The organism is Alkalinema pantanalense CENA528, from assembly GCF_050753345.1.
GTDB classification, from domain to species: Bacteria; Cyanobacteriota; Cyanobacteriia; order Leptolyngbyales; family Leptolyngbyaceae; genus Alkalinema; species Alkalinema pantanalense.
In genome coordinates, this window is sequence record NZ_JBLZFX010000017.1 from 47,891 (window position 1) to 62,255 (window position 14,365).

Below are 14,365 nucleotides of genomic sequence, written 5' to 3' on the forward strand. Positions count from 1 at the left end.
AGAAGGGGTTAGACCCTAGAGGGGCAACGAACAATCCGTCGGCTAACTCCGTTTACCTAGGTTAAAGATTTTACAAAGTCTTTAACCGAATTCAGCTCTTCATCCAGCCTAGGCGGTCACTCGATCGCAGTTTTAACCCGAAAATGGTTAGCCCGAAGCAGTTTGGGCTTGGCCTTCCAGTTGAATACCCAACACCTGGGTATAGGCTCCCCGCGCTTGGGTCACACCGATCGTCCGCTGGGCAGACTCAATCATCGGACGCCGCAGACTCACTACAATAAACTGAGCCGATTGTGCCTGATGTTTAATCATTTTGGCCAACTTCTCTACATTGGCTCCGTCCAAAAACATATCGACTTCATCAAAGGCATAGAAGGGTGAGGGGCGATAGCGTTGCAGCGCAAAGATAAAACTTAATGCCGTCAGCGACTTTTCCCCCCCAGACATGGATGCCAACCGTTGTACAGGTTTTCCCTTGGGGTGAGCAATTAAATTTAACCCGCCATTAAAGGGATCCTGTTGATCCTCTAATTGCAACCTCCCATCCCCGTCGGACAGGGTGGCAAAAATTTGTTGGAAGTTTTCATCCACGGCATCAAAGGCTTCCCGGAAAGCCCGTACCCGCAGGGTGGTGAAATTCTCAATGCGGAGCAACAATTCCGTGCGCTCTTCGCCGAGGGTGGCCAGCTTGTCGCTAAGTTCCTGCAAGCGTTCTTGGGTGCGTTCGTATTCCTCCAAGGCCAGCATATTGACCGGCTCCATAGCTTGAAGACGTTTTTGCAGCGATCGAATCTCGTGCTGCAACTGAGCCACATCCCGCGTCGCATCCTCTGGGATTTCCGGCAGTGGATCGGGCAGTTCCAGTTTCTGCTGCTCGATCTGTTCCTGCAAGGTGGATAACTCCTGCCGTCGGGTGGCTTGGGATTCCTGAACCTTTTGGCGTTGCCAATCGGCCTGCTGGCGTTGGGTTTGCAGTTCCCGCAGTTGTTTATCCAAGGCATCGCGCTTGTGGCGTTCCTCACCCAAGGTTTTATCCAATTCCACCAAGGCCGCTTGCAGTTCCGTAATTTTGGCTTGAATGTCAATCCGCTGGGCTTGCAGTTCCGTCGTTTGCTGCAAGGCATGCGTTTGCTGTTCGCGCAGTTCCTGTAATCGCGTTTCGCCCTGTTCAATGCGTTCCTGCGATCGCTGCTTTTGATTGACAATATCGGCTAACCGTTGCTCAACAGTCCGCAGTGCCTTTTCCCGCTGATCCAGTTCCGTTTCCAGTTGCCGCAGGTGGGCTTGGATTTGTTGCCATTCGCTGTGGGTTTGGGACTGTTCCAGGGTTTCCAGCGTTTGCCGCAACGTTGCTAATTGCGCTTCCTGATCGGGCAGAGATCGATCGAGTTCCTGTAATCGCGATCGTGCCGCTTCCTGTTCCTGGGATTGACTACGGATTTGTTGATCTAAAGACTCCCGCTGACTGGTCAGACGATCGAGGTCTTTGGTCAACTGTTCTGACTGGAGTTGTAATTCCCGATGTTGTTGGCGCGATTCAATCAGTTGCTTTGTGGTGTTCTGGTGGGCGATCGTCGCCTTGGCGATCGCGTCCTCGCAGCGGAACAAAATCGTATCAATTTCCCCCAGCCGTTCCCGCAGGGCCAGCACCTCCGCTGACTCGCCCACCTGCCCCGTCCCAAAGTGCAATGCAGATTTGCCAATGCTGCCCCCGGTCATCGCCCCGCTAGACTCCAACAGTTCCCCATCCAGCGTCACCATGCGGAATTTGCCCAGGTGTCGCCGCGCCGCACTGATATTTTCAAAGACGACCGTGCCGCCAAAAACATAGGCAAAGACATCCCAATAGCGATCGTCGCAGTCTACCAAGTCAATGGCATAGCCCACACAACCGTTTAGCGTCCGAATCGTCGAGGCATCGGGGATCTGGGGAGCCCGGATTTTGTTTAAGGGTAAAAACGTCGCCCGCCCCGCCCTTTGTTGTTTGAGGATCTCGATCGCCGCCGCCGCGATCGAATCATCATCCACCACCAAGTGGCCCAACCGAGCCCCCGCCGCAATTTCCAACGCCGTCTGATAGGTCGATTCCACCCGACCCAGTTGGGCCACCAACCCATGCACGCCAGACATGCCAAGCCCCAAAATCACTTGGGTGGCAAAGGTGCCTTGGGCTTCCTGCACAGCTTGTTTCTGCGCTTCTAATTTATCGAGCTTGCGTTGCTTTTCTCTCTGTTCGTTCTGTAATCGCGTTTGCGTATCCTTCTGAATTTGCAACTCTTGATCGATCGCCGCGATCGACTGTGCTAAGGACTGTACCCGTTCTGTTGCAGCCTGTAATGCCGTTGCCAGAGTTTCCTGTTCTGTCTGCCGTTCCGTTAGCTGTTGCTGGAAAGAATCACGGGTGCGGGTTTGCTCTTCAATTTGCCGTTCTAGCTGACTGGCCCGCTCCCGTAACCGAGCTTGTTCCGTCCGTTGGGGATCCAGCGTTTGCAAAATCGTATCAATCTGATGGCGCAGGTGTGTTTGCTCCTGCACCCATGCTTCTGCACTGGCTGCCGATTGACTGGCCGCATGCCTTGCCTGCTCCAAGTTGGCTTGGGCTTGATTGCGAACCTGGGTCAGGCTGGCTAACTCCTGGGTTTCCGTACTAGATTGCTCCTGGATCAGGCGGTTCAACAAGTCCCGCTGATCGGCTAGTTCCTGCTGGGTTTTGCCGATCGCCGCTTGCAAGTCTCGATCGCTGGTTTGCAAATCCTGTTCCTGACGGGTCAACTGCCGCATTTCGGCTTCACGGGTCGCCAACTGGGACTGTAGGGCAATTTGCTCCGCTTCCCCTAAAGCGCGAACTTTGGCATTGAGGGCATCCAGTTCAACTCCCGTGGTCTTAATTGTTGCTTCGGCGGTGGCAATCTGCTGGGTCAGGGTGGCAATTTCCGCTTCCCCAGAAACAATTTGAGCCTGCAACTTTTCCGCCTGGGTTTGGGATTGCTGGAATCGGAACACCGCCTCCCATTGCGCCTTGGCCTGCAATTCCGCCCGTAGTTTTTTGTATTTTTCCGCCTTAGCCCGATCCTGGGAGAGCCGATCGCGCTGGTCAATCAGTTCTTTCTCCACAATGCGGTATTTATCTTCTCGATCCTTGACCGCATCCAGCTTTTCCTTCGCTTGGGTAATCTTACGATCGAAGGAAGCCACCCCCGCCAGTTCATCAATAATTTCTCGCCGCTCCCGAGGATTCATGGAAATAATCCGCGTCACATCCCCTTGCAGCACAACGTTGTAGCCTTCTGGATAAACCCGAAGGCGATTGAGCTGATCGTGCAGTTCTGTCAACGTGCAAGGCTCATTGTTAATGTAGTAGTTGGAGGTGTAGGTTCCCTGCTGGGTGACGCGCAGCTTACGGGTGACACTCCACTCAATCACCTGCCCCGCTTCCGTACGCTGTACGCTAAAGCGGGCATCCTCCTGCCCCGCCTCGATCGCCTCCTGCCGAATCGCTTCTAACAATTCCCGATCGTCTGACAGATCAAAGGTCACCGTCACACTGGCTTCGACGGTGCGGCCTCGGCTAGATTGGGACTGATTGACCAAGTCCGGCAAGCGCTCCGCCCGCATTCCCTTGGAGCCCGCTAAACCCAAACAGAACAGAATGGCATCCAATAGATTCGACTTCCCAGAACCGTTCGGCCCGGAAATAACAGTAAATCCAGGCAAAACAGGCACCTGAGTTGTGCCCCCAAAGGACTTGAAATTGGTGAGTTCCAGGCGTTTAACAAACACAGGCTTCGGGGACTAGCAGGGCTGAGCAAAAAATAGAGAAAGAGAGCGATCGAGACGCCGTACAGGGATTATGCACAATGAAAATTGCTGTCTAGTGTAGTGTCTTTTAGGGGAAATGAACCACTATATTTAGTTTAGTACAATTGTGCTACCTTGAAAAGCCAAGTTTACTGCTATCCGTCAGTTTCAGGCCGATGAATCCCTAATAATCCTAGAAATGGGGTATGGAACTGGGAGCGGGTCGTCAAGCGTTGGCCTAAGGATAGTGGACAGAGGTCTCTCTGTAGAATCTCGATCGAGGAATATACCGAGTGAACTTGATTTAATTTACCTGATCTTTAGAATAATCGGCACCTTGTAACCTAAACGGTAATGGATGTTTGGACGTCGTGCAGCAATGCTCGAATTCTAGGAAGCCCGGTTTTCGCTCAACCTACATTTTGTATCTAGTCCAGATGTTCGATGTTCATCTAACCCAGATTTTTATTTAACTGAGCAGAGGATGCCGAACCCACAAGTCACCTATAGCCCTGCCTATACCTTGGTACCGACCCATGAATGCTTCAATCGCTGTAGTTACTGCAATTTCCGAGTGGATCTAGGTTCCCAGGGTTGGTTAGCGATCGACCAAGCTGTAGCCCAACTACGGGCGCTACCCCCAACCACCTGTGAAATTTTAATCCTCAGTGGCGAGGTGCATCCCCAGAGTCCCCAGCGATCGGCTTGGTTGCAGCATATTGAGCAACTCTGTCAACTGGCGCTTGATCTAGGATTGTTACCCCATACTAATGTGGGGCCATTATCTCGCCAAGAAATGCAGCAACTCAAGGCGGTCAATGTCTCTATGGGACTGATGCTAGAACAACTCACCCCCGATCTTTTGCAAACCGTCCATCGCCATGCCCCTAGCAAGGATCCAGAACTGCGCTACCAGCAACTGATCCAAGCAGGAGAGCTAAAAATTCCTTTTACCACAGGAATTTTGCTAGGACTGGGGGAGCAGCCGGACGATCGCATTGCCAGTCTGGAAGCGATCGCTCACATTCAGGCCCAATACGGCCATATCCAAGAATGCATTCTGCAACCCTATAGCCCCGGTACCAGTGAAACCTGGGTTAGCGAGGGATTTCCGCTAGAGGCACTGCCTGAATTGGTTCATACCGCCCGATCCATTCTGCCAGAGAGTATTACCCTGCAAATTCCACCCAACTTAGTGCACCAACCGGAGATTCTCTTGGCCTGTCTAGAAGCCGGAGCCAGAGATTTGGGAGGACTGAGCCCGATCGATGAAGTGAATCCTGACTATCCCCATCCCACCCCCAGCCAACTGCGAGCGTGCTTAGAACCCGCAGGGTGGCAATTGGTTCCTCGTCTACCCCTTTACCCTCAGTACGATCGGTGGTTGTTGCCCAATCTCCAAACGGCTGTGACCCGCTGGCGTTATGCGTTGGGTCGATCGTAGTCTACTTGGGGATTTCCAGTGTCTTAGGAAGTTCCCGTGTCTCAGAAAGTTCCAATGTCCTAGGAATTTCCAATGTTTTAAACTGGTTCCGACCGGCAGCTTTGGCTTGATACAGCGCTTGATCGGCTACTGTAATTAGCATTTTGGGGTCAATTAACTGGGAGGGAATTGTAGAGCTGACCCCCATACTAACGGTCACCACGTCACTAACGTTGGATCCGAGATGGGGAATCGCTAAGGCATCAATACTCTTGTGGATCGCCTGGGCGACTTGAATTGCACCTTCTATGTCGGTATTGGGTAAAATGACCGCAAATTCTTCTCCCCCGTAGCGCGCCACTAAATCCACCGATCGACGAGCCGAAAACTCCAGTTCCTTGGCCACTTTACGCAGGCAATCATCTCCAGTTTGATGACCATAGGTATCATTATAAATTTTGAAAAAATCAATATCGCAGAGAATGAGAGAGATTGGTAGGTGCTCTCGAAGCAGACGATGCCATTCCTGATGCAGGTATTGATCAAACCGACGACGGTTGGCAATTTGGGTTAATCCATCGGAGGCAGCCAACCGAATCAGTTCATCATTTGTAGCCTGTAAGTGGTGATAAAGACGGACTTGCTGTATCAACCGCTTGACCCGTTGCCGTAAAACGGCCCAATGAATCGGTTTGCTGACAAAATCAAATGCCCCAGACGCAAATGCTTGTTCTACAGATGCCTCATCTTCCAACCCTGTAATCATCAGGATGGGAGTATAGGGATTGCCATTTTCCAGATTTTGAATGTGAGTACAGCAGGTAAAACCATCCATAGTGGGCATCACCGCATCCAGCAACACAACATCTGGACGCAGTTGGGTATAAGCAGCGAGGCAACTTTCGCCATCCATCACTTCGACGACTTGGTAGCCTTCTTGTTCCATGGCTTGACGTAGACAAACCCGCATTACCTTGTCATCATCTGCCACTAGGATCAATGGCGGATTATGGGGTGAGAAGGTCATGACATCTGGCATCAAATAGTTTCCATTGGTTTGGGGATGCTGAATCTCCCCGCAGCTCAAGGTTGGCATTCGATCTGCGCAACTTTCTTACGGCAACTGAATAAATTTAGGTTGCCCTACAAGTCATTATTCCCAACTTTTTTGGAACTTCCGATACCTTCAGCGATTCTCTAACAATTCTATTTATTGTTCCTAGAAATTACGGACTATTAGCCCTCAACAAGCCTTCTACAATCCCCTTTTTCCCACAATTACACCTATAAATCCTAGAATCCTCGCTACGTTGTTTAGTAATCTAAAGATGGAAGGGAGGGATTACTGATTAAGATCTATGGGAATCCCCCAAAGGTCTCTGCGTTAGAGGGACATGCAAAAATGAAAGTCTTATTACTAGGTTTAATTCGAGGCTATCGCATCCTCATTTCGCCCTTGTATCTGCCTTGCTGTCGTTACACACCCACCTGTTCCCAGTACGCGATCGAGGCGATCGACACCCATGGCCCGCTCAAAGGCAGTTGGTTAGCGACCCGCCGAATTTGCCGTTGTCACCCCTGGGGTGGAAGTGGCTACGACCCAGTACCACCAACGTAATACAGGAAGAGGGCAGTATCCAGCATCCAGATCAAAAAGCCACCTCTATCTATCACAGTTGGACATCACAGTTGGATATCACAGTTGGACTTCACGAGGTAATGCCAGAGCGAGAACAATATCTATTACCGACGTAAATATTCAGGATAGGAATTAAATCAAGATAAAAATTAGAGTTTGGGTGGTTTTAGCTAAAAAATCACTGCAAATGCAGGAATCCCGAGTACCCTGTACCCTGTGATCTCTGCGGGCCATTCCATGAAACCGTACCAACGTATTCCGATCGAAGAGTGTCATGAACCGCTGGTGTCCCTCAGTTCCCAAATTTTTTGCTTGGTCAACCCCCATCCCTATGAGAAATTAGGAGCCCCCTACGGCGATCGCTCACCGTTTTCCGTGCGGCAGGGGGTTCACGATCGACTCATCCAGGCCCAGCAATATTTGCAACAACTTAAACCCGGTTGGCGGTTACAAATTTTTGATGCCTATCGCCCAATCTTAGTACAGCAGTTCATGGTGGACTATACGTTTCAAGCAGTGGTCGCAGAGCGCGGATGGACGATCGAGGCTTTAACCGAACCCCAACGCACCGAAGCCCTGCAACAGGTCTATCAGTTTTGGGCCATGCCAAATCCCAATCCCCTGACGCCACCGCCCCATAGCACCGGAGCTGCGATCGATCTGACTTTGGTGGACGAAACGGGAGAGGTCGTAGACATGGGATCCGAAATCGATGAACTCTCGCCGCGATCGTATCCCGATCACTATGTTGGGTTACCGGATGCTTCAGCAGAGCGGTATGATACCCATCGGCAACTGCTGAACTACGTCATGGGTCGGGCTGGGTTTCAGCGGCACTACCATGAGTGGTGGCATTTTTCCTGGGGCGATCAATTGTGGGCATGGCTCAGTCAGCGGCAGGATCCTAGTCGGACTTTTGTTGCCTGCTATGGCCGAGCCATCTAAATTTCCGCTGCTCTCAATTTTGAGTTTACAGTTGCAAAATTTCCCGGACTCGATCGATCGGTCAGAGAATCCAGTGGCAGTTAACAGGCTTACCTTACTGGATCAAGTCATGGCTTCCCTGGGCGGTTATTTCGGGAGCATTTGTTTGCAGGCAGATCGGGCAGTGCAGTAATTGTGATGGTGCTTTAGGGCATTTTGTAAAAGTGCTTTAGGGCGATTGGGAATACAAGCTGAGTTTCAAACCCGTCTCCAAGCTTTTTTCGCTGGTTTCTTTTGATTTGTGGAACCTCAACCTAGAGAACGGTAGTCAGATTTTTGGTGATGGAAGGATTCTTTATAACGCATGGTTTGGACTCATAGACCCCCCCGGAATAGAACAATGCCCACCTTTGGGCAAACATGGAATCAAAGCTGCTTGTACCTCGGTCATGGATTTATCCTAACTAGCCTGTTGAGCCAAAGTTTTTGGATCAGTCCTGTAGCGGCCCAAGCGCAAAGCCCGTCGATCGTGAATCCCTCGATCTCGAATCCCTCGATCGCCCGCACCGCCCAACCCAGTTCTCAGGCGTTTCCGGCCTATTGCCAACAGACCGCCCAAGCCATTGAACAAAAGGATACGCTTCGGAAAAAGGCCGTTCAGGGCGATCGGGAAAGCCAAAAACGCTATGACGAACTAACTAAACAGCATGCTGATTATCTGCGCCAATGTCGGCAGCAGAACTGGCTCCGCAACCAAGGGATGTGGCTGCGGCTCTATGCCTGTGATACCCGTCCCGGTGCCCTCGAAGCCGTTTTAGATCGCATCGTCGATCGGGGGTACAACCAGGTTTACGTCGAGACCTTCTTTAATGGCCAAGTCCTGCTACCCAAGGCCAGTAATCGTACGGCTTGGCAGTCGATGATCCAAACGCCGGGACAGGATCAGGTGGATCTGTTGGCGGAGGTGATTCGCAAAGGGCGGCAGCGCGGCCTGAAGGTGTATAGCTGGATGTTCAGCCTAAATGTGGGCTATCCCTACGTCACCAAGCTAGATAAACGAGGCACGATCGCGGTGAATGGTCGCGGACAAACCACGATCGACACCAATCTTGCCACCAAGGAACTCAACAACACCTTCAACCCCGACGAAGCCTTTGCCGATCCTTACCATCCCACTCTGCGACAGGATTATCTCGCCATGGTGCAGGAAGTGGCCAAGCGTAAACCCGATGGCATGTTATTCGACTACATTCGCTATCCCAAAGGTCGAGGTAAGGAATCTGTCGCCAATGATGTCCGCGATCTCTGGATCTATGGGGAGGCATCTCGTACTGCAATTTTGCAAAGGGCGCTGAATAATAAAGGTCGAGATTTGATCGATCGCTACTTACAACAGGGCGGCATTACGACGAGTGATATTCAAGAGGTCGATCGCCGCTATCCCCAGGAACTCGATCCGCCCCTCTGGCATGGTCGATCGGCCAATCCCCAGGAAAATAAACTCTCCCTTAGCCAGCGCCAAACCCTCTTGCAGAAAGAATTGTGGCGCTTAGCAGTGGGACATGCCATGCAGGGTGTTGTAGATTATTTAGTTCTCGCGAGTAATGTGGCCCAACAGGCTGGGCTGCCTACCGGAGCTGTCTTTTTCCCGGATGCGAACCAAACGGTTGGTCAGGGCTATGATTCCCGCCTGCAACCTTGGGATCGTTTCCCTGAAAACATTGAGCGTCATCCCATGTCCTACGCCACCTGCGGAGAAGCCAACTGCATCACCAGCCAAGTGCAACGGACTTTGGATAAATCGATGAACCGCAATATTGTTAAGCCTGTATTGGCAGGAATTTGGCAACAATCCATCAGCAACCGTCCGCCCTTGGAAGTGCAGATGCAGGAAATTCGCCGAATTTTCCCCCAAGTGGACACGGTGAGTCATTTTGCCTTTTCCTGGCAGGAACCGGAATACGATCGCGATCGTAAGTTCTGTCGATCGCGCCAGTTTTAGCCTGGTTGCAAGGTTCCAGCTAGTGTCCCCCTTGGCCCTAATCTCTTTTTTTCCCAGTGCGGAGAGGTTGAACAAGCCTTATAATGAGCTTTTGCAAATTTTGCGATAGCTTTAACTTGCAGGCTTATTTTTTCGATCGCTCATTTCTCAGGCAGCCCTATGCAGTTCATTGATCAGGCACAAATTCAGGTAATCGCAGGGAACGGTGGCGATGGCATGGTGTCCTTCCGCCGGGAAAAGTATGTGCCAGCAGGGGGGCCGTCGGGGGGCAATGGCGGTAAGGGCGGCGACGTGGTGCTTAAGGCTGTGGACAATTTGCAAACGCTGCTGGACTTCCAATACCAACGACTGATTAAAGGGGAAGATGGCAAGCGGGGCGGGACTAGCAAATGTACGGGCGCTTCGGGAGACGATCGCATCATTGAAGTGCCCTGCGGAACCATGGTGTTTGATGCAGAAAGTGGTGAGTTACTGGGCGATTTGACCACTTCGGGCCAAACTCTTCTAGTTGCGGCGGGGGGGAAGGGTGGCCTGGGCAACGCTTGTTTTCTGACCAACCATAACCGTGCCCCTGACAAAGCTCAACCCGGTCGAGAAGGAGAACAGCGGCTTCTGCGCCTGGAACTGAAGTTACTGGCAGAAGTGGGAATTATCGGTCTGCCTAACGCAGGCAAATCAACGCTGATTTCGGCCCTTTCAGCCGCACGGCCTAAAATTGCCAACTATCCCTTTACAACGCTGATTCCCAACCTGGGGGTTGTCCGCAGACCGACGGGGGATGGCACGGTGTTTGCCGATATTCCTGGACTGGTGGAAGGAGCCCATGAAGGCATTGGGTTGGGCCATGACTTTTTGCGCCATGTGGAACGCACTCGGGTGCTTCTGCATTTGATCGATGCCACCGCTGAAGATCCGATCGCGGCTTATCACACGATCCAAGACGAACTCCTGGCCTATGGTCGGGGTTTGGCCGATCGGCCCCAGATTGTCGCTTTGAATAAACTGGATGCCTTTGATCAGGAGGATCCGGTGTTAGTCGGTCTGGCTACCCAACTGGCAGAGTTGACCCAGCACCGAGTTTTTAAAATTTCAGCGGTCAGTCGGCTAGGGCTGGATGAGCTATTGGCTGAGGTTTGGACTGTGCTCGATCGCGCTAAGGCTGAGCAATTGAACGATTTTGGCATTCCCCTCTCGATCGCTCCTTAGGGATGGGGTAGGAAATCACATCCCGATGCATCTACTCACCGACCCCAGCCCCCTTCACCAAATGACCCGATCGCAGTATGGTAAGTGATCGCAACTGGACATTTGAGTTAAAACCATGGCTTTGACGATCGGGGATCCGGCTCCTAATTTTGTGCTACCGGACGAAACTGGCAGTGAGATTGCCTTAGATGCCTTACGGGGTAAATGGGTCGTGTTGTATTTCTATCCCAAGGACAACACCCCCGGTTGTATCAAGGAAGCCTGCGCTTTTCGGGATGAGTATGTAGCCTTTGAGGGTAAAAATGCAGTCATTCTGGGAGTGAGCCTGAATGATGCCAAGGATCACAACAAGTTTATTGCCAAGTACAATCTGCCTTTTCATCTATTGGTTGATGCGGATGCCCAAGTTTCAACGATCTATGAAAGTTATGGCCTGAAAAAGTTTATGGGCAAGGAATATATGGGTATTACTCGCAATACCTTTGTCATTGATCCGGAGGGCAAGCTGTTCAAGATCTACAAAAAAGTTAAGCCAGAAACCCATCCAGCAGATGTTTTGAATGATTTACCTACCTCCTAGGAAGCCAGGTTTGGAGGGGGTGGGGATTTTATGGTGGATAGGAGGATCCCACGATCAGGCTTTCACGAGGTTCCTGCTGCCAAAAAAAATTTAGAACTGAAACCAGAACTTAAAATTGTAGGGAAATTGTCAAAATAAGCTTGAATGCTGACCATTTGGATTCACAGTCTAGATTCACCGCTTAGATTCCCCGTTCCCAAACTGCCTCATCTTTGGCTCATAACTGTCTGGAATTGATCATTTTCAACGCTGTAATGGTTGGCTCCGTCGGCCTGCTCTATATCAGGAAATCTAATATCTATGCGTCGATTGTGGCACTTTATCAAAAACGTTATGGGGGTGATCTTTCACCACCCAGTTACAGGAACCAGTATTATCGCAACGCTATCGGATGGACGCATTGTCCTGGTTAAACGACGCGATAATGGCCAATGGGGTTTACCCGGTGGAATGGTAGATTGGGGGGAAGATTTGCCCACGGCAGTACATCGCGAACTCGCGGAAGAAACGGGGCTAGAAGTCGCAAAAATTAAACGTTTGGTCGGTGTTTATTCCCATCCCGATCGCGATCCACGCATTCACTCAATCTGTGTGGTTGTCGAAGTGGAAGCAGTTGGGAAGATGCAAACACTAGATGAAATGGAAGTTTTGGACGTGCAAGCCTTTTACCCCGACGATATTCCACCGGGCAAGCTCTCCCATGACCACAGTCGCCAACTCCAGGATTATTTCAACGGCCTGACAACGCTGGCATAGCAAATTCGGGTGTGCAGACTCTACTGGGCCTGACCGGGGCTACATGATTGATCTCTACAACTTGTTGTTAAAACTTGCTCTCTACAACTTGTTGTTAAAACTTGAGATAGTGCATAAGTTTGGCTGTCGTTTGTCCCGGTAAATTTAGGCGCTGTTGCATATCGACTAAACTGCGGTAGCGTCCGTGGGAGGTGCGATGGCGGACGATCGCGCGGGCTAGAACCGGGCCAACTCCCGGTAAGCGCTGTAGGGTTTCGATCGCAGCTGTATTGGGATCCAGCCGCTCAATACGATCGAGGGACTCTATTTCGTAGTAGCAAAACCGTAAAATCGGTGCGACGGGTGCCAGTCGGGTAACGGGTAAGCCCAAGGCTGCTGCAAGATCTTCTAGCGAATAAAATTGCACACCGGATTCAACCAATTGAGTCAGGCTACGGGCTTGGTGGATTGATAATCCGGGCAAGCGTAACCAATCATCAACCCCAGCCATATTCACATCAATCTGGATGCCTAGGGATGCAGCTAACTTGATTTCTTCCAGGGTGTGAAATCGGTAATAGGGGTCATTGGCAATTTTGGTTTTCAGGCTCTGCCAGGGCAAGGCAGGACGACTGCTCCCTAGCAGGTTCCCTATCCCAAAGCTTCCGCTAAGAAAATTGAGCCAGTCCAGCAGTGCCATGCAATCCTCAGTGAACCCTAGTACTTCCCTATTCCGAGTATTTCTCTATTCTAGGATCAGCCGATTCGATCGAGCAGTTTTCGTCGTTTTTGCTCGAACTCATATTCAGAAATCAGCCCATCTTGGCGCAGTTGATCCAATTCCCGGACTGCATCGGTGACATCCAGCAAGCGATCGGCCTTTGGGTTACGCAATGGTGCTTGTAGATAAATTTCCGTTATAGCAGTCCCCTGGTTAAAATTCCAGTCAAATTCCTCTGGCTCCTGCACCAAGTACCAAATGCCTTCTAAAACGCCTGCGATCCAGGGAATGGGGGTAAATCCTAACAATAGGTAAATCACAAACCAACCATATTGCCCTAGATAGAGCTTGTGTAAACCCACTAGATGGACTGCATGGGTCATTCCCGGTAGCGCTAAGGGAGCGGCCCCTGTGAAAGCGAAAACAGCCGCAATTTTTCGATTTTTGAGCGTTTGAATCATCGATGGGGTCTCCCTAGCATACCCATACCCTTCAGCATGGCCGTCGCTGAACAGAACCGTCGCTGAACAGAACCGTTGTTTACAGTATTATGAATGACACATTACGGTTTAGAACTATCGTTCTGGTGATTGTTCTCTTTTGCTAGCGAATCACACGAACTCGTTGAAACATGGACACAATCTAGGATTGAATGCTAATTTGTCCTTACATTTTTTCATCCTATTGAGTATTTCCCATATTTTCTAAACGAATAAATATCAAGGTGTAGCCGTAAGGTTTAGCCATACAGAAAACTCTATTCACAGAGGATCCGTATGACTTCCCATAACCCTCGTATAACCGAGGTTTCGTAAAACTTCGTACAAGCTATGGGGCATTCAATCATTACAATCAGCGTTTTCTCTAGAATGCCCCACTGTAATTGATCATACTCTCTCAAGCACAGTGATCTAGATCACTTACTTAATTCAGAATCACTACGTCGCGAACGCCTTTACCAATAGTACTTTCAGTGAGATTTTTACAAGATTTCCCGGTACCCCTTCAAACTCTTTGAAGAAGTAATTAAGATAGGTAGAATCCATGAGAAAGTGATGAACATATCTGAATTCTGCTGACTGGATCTAGCGGAGTTACTGGTTGTCATTGCTGAACAGCCCCCCTCTGGTTTACAGTCCTTGCAACTTTGCAATTCTTTTAACTCAAGGATGACGTGTCTAATTAAGCCCAGAAAGCTTGTATAAACCAGCCTTTCTTCTGGAATCTTGTGTTTTTTGTTGCCGTTTTCCCCTAGGTTATCCCTTAAACTCACCCAAGACGCTGATGTTGACACAGTGATCTTGCGCGTAGTCTAGGGTATAAGTATTTTCTTGGAT

General features: G+C 50.4%; 12 protein-coding genes. 8 read left to right on the forward strand and 4 right to left on the reverse strand.

Annotation, left to right across the window (positions count from 1 at the left end; translation table 11 throughout):
• Positions 1-147: 147 nt before the first annotated feature.
• Entirely contained in the window at positions 148-3,780 is a 3,633-nt protein-coding gene (gene smc, locus ACN4EG_RS07935; protein WP_431628800.1) for a chromosome segregation protein SMC, read from the reverse strand.
• Between the two features lie 502 nt (positions 3,781-4,282).
• On the opposite strand from smc, the gene cofG reads away from it, so the two are divergent.
• Positions 4,283-5,242, forward strand: a complete 960-nt coding sequence (gene cofG, locus ACN4EG_RS07940) for a 7,8-didemethyl-8-hydroxy-5-deazariboflavin synthase subunit CofG (protein ID WP_431628801.1) — start codon at positions 4,283-4,285, stop codon at positions 5,240-5,242.
• A gap of 1 nt (position 5,243) precedes the next feature.
• On the opposite strand, the gene ACN4EG_RS07945 is transcribed toward cofG, so the two are convergent.
• Positions 5,244-6,317: a diguanylate cyclase domain-containing protein gene (locus tag ACN4EG_RS07945; RefSeq protein WP_431628802.1), complete on the reverse strand. Its 1,074-nt coding sequence runs from the start codon at positions 6,315-6,317 to the stop codon at positions 5,244-5,246.
• Positions 6,318-6,623: 306 nt separating this feature from the next.
• On the opposite strand from ACN4EG_RS07945, the gene yidD reads away from it, so the two are divergent.
• The 7 genes from yidD (at position 6,624) to ACN4EG_RS07980 (ending at position 12,328) form a co-directional block, all read left to right on the forward strand.
• Entirely contained in the window at positions 6,624-6,839 is a 216-nt protein-coding gene (yidD, locus tag ACN4EG_RS07950; protein ID WP_431628803.1) for a membrane protein insertion efficiency factor YidD, read from the forward strand.
• 258 nt (positions 6,840-7,097) lie between these two features.
• Positions 7,098-7,805, forward strand: coding sequence for a M15 family metallopeptidase (locus tag ACN4EG_RS07955; protein WP_431628804.1), 708 nt, complete (start codon positions 7,098-7,100; stop codon positions 7,803-7,805).
• Complete coding sequence (locus tag ACN4EG_RS07960) at positions 7,789-7,977, forward strand: hypothetical protein (RefSeq protein WP_431628805.1); 189 nt, start codon at positions 7,789-7,791, stop codon at positions 7,975-7,977. Before ACN4EG_RS07955 ends, ACN4EG_RS07960 begins: the two co-directional genes overlap by 17 nt.
• A 207-nt stretch (positions 7,978-8,184) precedes the next feature.
• The gene (locus tag ACN4EG_RS07965) at positions 8,185-9,786 is read left to right on the forward strand and encodes a family 10 glycosylhydrolase (protein ID WP_431628806.1); all 1,602 of its coding nucleotides are present in this window, start codon (positions 8,185-8,187) and stop codon (positions 9,784-9,786) included.
• 159 nt (positions 9,787-9,945) lie between these two features.
• Entirely contained in the window at positions 9,946-10,992 is a 1,047-nt protein-coding gene (obgE, locus tag ACN4EG_RS07970) for a GTPase ObgE (protein ID WP_431628807.1), read from the forward strand.
• Positions 10,993-11,107: 115 nt separating this feature from the next.
• The gene (gene bcp, locus ACN4EG_RS07975; RefSeq protein ID WP_431628808.1) at positions 11,108-11,572 is read left to right on the forward strand and encodes a thioredoxin-dependent thiol peroxidase; all 465 of its coding nucleotides are present in this window, start codon (positions 11,108-11,110) and stop codon (positions 11,570-11,572) included.
• A 300-nt stretch (positions 11,573-11,872) separates the two neighbouring features.
• A complete protein-coding gene (locus ACN4EG_RS07980; RefSeq protein WP_431628809.1) occupies positions 11,873-12,328 on the forward strand; it encodes an NUDIX domain-containing protein in 456 nt (151 codons plus the stop codon).
• 94 nt (positions 12,329-12,422) lie between these two features.
• Here the strand turns inward: ACN4EG_RS07980 and ACN4EG_RS07985 are convergent, their stop codons facing one another.
• Positions 12,423-13,007, reverse strand: a complete 585-nt coding sequence (locus ACN4EG_RS07985) for a helix-hairpin-helix domain-containing protein (RefSeq protein ID WP_431628810.1) — start codon at positions 13,005-13,007, stop codon at positions 12,423-12,425.
• Between the two features lie 56 nt (positions 13,008-13,063).
• Positions 13,064-13,489 carry an SHOCT domain-containing protein gene (locus ACN4EG_RS07990; protein ID WP_431628811.1) on the reverse strand — a complete coding sequence of 142 codons (426 nt, stop codon included), beginning with the start codon at positions 13,487-13,489 and terminating at the stop codon, positions 13,064-13,066.
• Positions 13,490-14,365 lie beyond the last annotated feature (876 nt).

Bases quoted from the DNA above. Each gene is read 5' to 3' on its own strand.
- ACN4EG_RS07985 (WP_431628810.1), bottom strand. From the start codon at position 13,007: ATGGCACTGCTGGACTGGCTCAATTTTCTTAGCGGAAGCTTTGGGATA.
- ACN4EG_RS07960 (WP_431628805.1), top strand. From the start codon at position 7,789: ATGGCCGAGCCATCTAAATTTCCGCTGCTCTCAATTTTGAGTTTACAG.
- bcp (WP_431628808.1), top strand. From the start codon at position 11,108: ATGGCTTTGACGATCGGGGATCCGGCTCCTAATTTTGTGCTACCGGAC.
- cofG (WP_431628801.1), top strand. From the start codon at position 4,283: ATGCCGAACCCACAAGTCACCTATAGCCCTGCCTATACCTTGGTACCG.
- ACN4EG_RS07955 (WP_431628804.1), top strand. From the start codon at position 7,098: ATGAAACCGTACCAACGTATTCCGATCGAAGAGTGTCATGAACCGCTG.
- ACN4EG_RS07990 (WP_431628811.1), bottom strand. From the start codon at position 13,489: ATGATTCAAACGCTCAAAAATCGAAAAATTGCGGCTGTTTTCGCTTTC.
- ACN4EG_RS07980 (WP_431628809.1), top strand. From the start codon at position 11,873: ATGCGTCGATTGTGGCACTTTATCAAAAACGTTATGGGGGTGATCTTT.
- ACN4EG_RS07945 (WP_431628802.1), bottom strand. From the start codon at position 6,317: ATGCCAACCTTGAGCTGCGGGGAGATTCAGCATCCCCAAACCAATGGA.
- obgE (WP_431628807.1), top strand. From the start codon at position 9,946: ATGCAGTTCATTGATCAGGCACAAATTCAGGTAATCGCAGGGAACGGT.
- ACN4EG_RS07965 (WP_431628806.1), top strand. From the start codon at position 8,185: ATGCCCACCTTTGGGCAAACATGGAATCAAAGCTGCTTGTACCTCGGT.
- yidD (WP_431628803.1), top strand. From the start codon at position 6,624: ATGAAAGTCTTATTACTAGGTTTAATTCGAGGCTATCGCATCCTCATT.